Below are 2,218 nucleotides of genomic sequence, written 5' to 3'. Positions count from 1 at the left end.
AGTCAGACCGCTGTCGCGGGTGCCGCCGAATCCGTGGGCCATGACCACCCACGGGTGCCCGGCCGGGCCGGCCAGGGCGTCGCTGCCGAACTTCACCGACGACCGGGGATCGACACACCCGGCCGACGCTCGGCGGGCACTGCTACGGTTTCGACTGCGATTCGAATTTGAGGTGCGCGAGCGGAAGGGTGGGGTGGCCGCACATGGGCGGGGAGTACACCGAGGAGACCTACGGCGAGGTCACGGTGCTCGTCGGCGCCCGGCGCGGCGCGTATCCGTACGCCAACTCGCTCCTCGTACGGGGTACGGACGCCACGCTGGTCGTCGACCCTTCGCTGTCTCTCGTGGGCGGCGCGCCGCCCGCCGATGTCGTCCTGGTGAGCCACGCGCACGAGGACCACATCGCGGGGCTCGGCCGCTACGACGTGCCGGTGCACATCCACGTCGGTGACCTGGGCCCGCTCCGGTCCCGCGAGCTCATGGTCGCCGGGTTCGGCTACCCGCCCGAGGAGGCCCGCGCAGCCCACCGGATGCTGCGCGACGACTTCCACGTGACGGGACGCCCGGACGCCCTCGGCTTCACCGACGGCACCGTCTTCGACCTCGGCGGCCGCACGGTCACGGTGGTCCACCTGCCCGGCCACACACCGGGCCACAGCGGCTTCCTGATCGAACCGGACGGCTTCCTGTACGTCGCGGACATCGACCTCACCTCGTTCGGCCCTTTCTACGGCGACGCCCGCAGCGATCTGACGGAGTTCGAGGCGTCGATGCGCCGGTGCGCGGACATCGACGCCCGCTGGTACGGCACCGCCCACCAGAAGGGCGTGATCGAGGGGGCTGCTGAATTCCGGCGCGGGCTCGCCGGCTTCGCCGAGGTGGTCGAACGGCGGGAGGCAGCCCTGCTGGCCTTCCTCACCGAGCCGAGGACGGTCCCCGAGATAGCCGAGCAACGCCTTGTGTACCGGCCACATGTGTCGGGACCTCATGTGGACCCGGTCGAACGCCGCACGGCGACACACCACTTGGCCCGTCTGACAGCCAAGGGCCTGGTGACGGAGATCGAGCCGGGGTTGTTCCGGACGACCTGAGAGCAGCCCCCTCCGACGTTGATCAAGGGGTAGCGTCCACGACATGGACCTACACACCACCATTGAGCGCGCCCGACGACTCAAGAAGCTGCACGCCGAGTACAAGCCACTCGTACTGCCGACCGTCTGGGACGTCTGGTCCGCGCGGACGGCGGCCGGCGCCGGTTTCCCCGCGCTGACGATCGGCAGCCATCCGCTCGCCGACTCCCGAGGGGCCGCGGACCACGAGGGGCAGACCTTCGAGGAGGTGCTCGCCGCCGTCAGGCCGATCATCGCGGCGGTCGACGTCCCCGTCTCGGTGGACCTGGAGGCCGGGTACGGGCAGGAGCCCGCGGACCTCGTCGCCGGACTCATCGAGGCCGGCGGCGTCGGCCTCAACCTGGAGGACACCGTCCACTCGGACGGCGGACGCGTGCGCGGCACACAGGAGCACGCCGACTACATCGCCGGCCTCCGCGCGGCGGCCGACAAGGCGGGGGTTCCGGTGTGGGTCAACGGCCGCACCGATCTGTTCCTGCACGCGGAGAACCCGGCCGCCGTCCTCGACGAGGCGATCGAGCGCCTGCGGGCCATGGAACAGGCGGGCGCCGACAGCGTCTACCCGGTCAGCATCCAGGACGACGACGACCTGCTGACCGCTGTGACCGGCGCCGTCTCCATCCCCGTGAACTCCACCGCCCACCCCGTCAAGCACGACCTCGACCGCTTCCGCCGCCTCGGCGTCGGCCGCGTCACCTACGGGCCGCTGCTGCAATTCGCCCTGACGGACACGATGAAGGACATGCTCAAGCCCTGGGCACCGTAGAACTCCCGCCGCGCCGCCTCGCCCCCGACCTCGTGGTCATCGGCGCCGCGCTCCCTCCGCTCGCCCGGCGACGGGCTCGCGGCGACGGCTGATGCGGCGGGGACAACCCTCGGCCCCGCATCCGAGGTGCCGGGGATGCGGGGCCGGGATGGCTGCCGTGTGCCGGTTACTGCCGGCCGGTCCTGCGGCGCTTGGCCCAGAGCAGGCCGAGTCCGGCCGCGAGGAGCGCGGCGGCGAGCCCGGCGACGGTGAGCACCTGGGTACCCGTGGCGGCGAGACCGCCGCCACCGTTGCCGTCGGAGGGCGGGGTGGCCGGCGGCGT

Annotated in this window: 3 protein-coding genes; 2 read left to right on the top strand and 1 reads right to left on the bottom strand. The window is 72.0% G+C overall.

The window, feature by feature from the left end:
- The first annotated feature begins 203 nt into the window (after positions 1 to 203).
- Entirely contained in the window at positions 204 to 1,091 is an 888-nt protein-coding gene (locus tag CCN33_RS17335) for an MBL fold metallo-hydrolase (protein WP_086694500.1), read from the top strand.
- 43 nt (positions 1,092 to 1,134) lie between these two features.
- Entirely contained in the window at positions 1,135 to 1,896 is a 762-nt protein-coding gene (locus CCN33_RS17330) for an isocitrate lyase/PEP mutase family protein (RefSeq protein ID WP_086694499.1), read from the top strand.
- A 166-nt stretch (positions 1,897 to 2,062) separates the two neighbouring features.
- Here CCN33_RS17330 and CCN33_RS33835 read toward each other — a convergent pair.
- On the bottom strand, positions 2,063 to 2,218 hold a 156-nt coding region (locus CCN33_RS33835), incomplete at its 5' end, for an LPXTG cell wall anchor domain-containing protein (protein ID WP_140394572.1).

It is taken from the genome of Streptomyces recifensis (assembly GCF_002154615.1).
Taxonomy (GTDB): Bacteria; Actinomycetota; Actinomycetes; order Streptomycetales; family Streptomycetaceae; genus Streptomyces; species Streptomyces griseoluteus.
The sequence above is the reverse complement of the archived record's forward strand: the minus strand, read 5'-3'. Positions and strand labels throughout refer to the sequence as shown.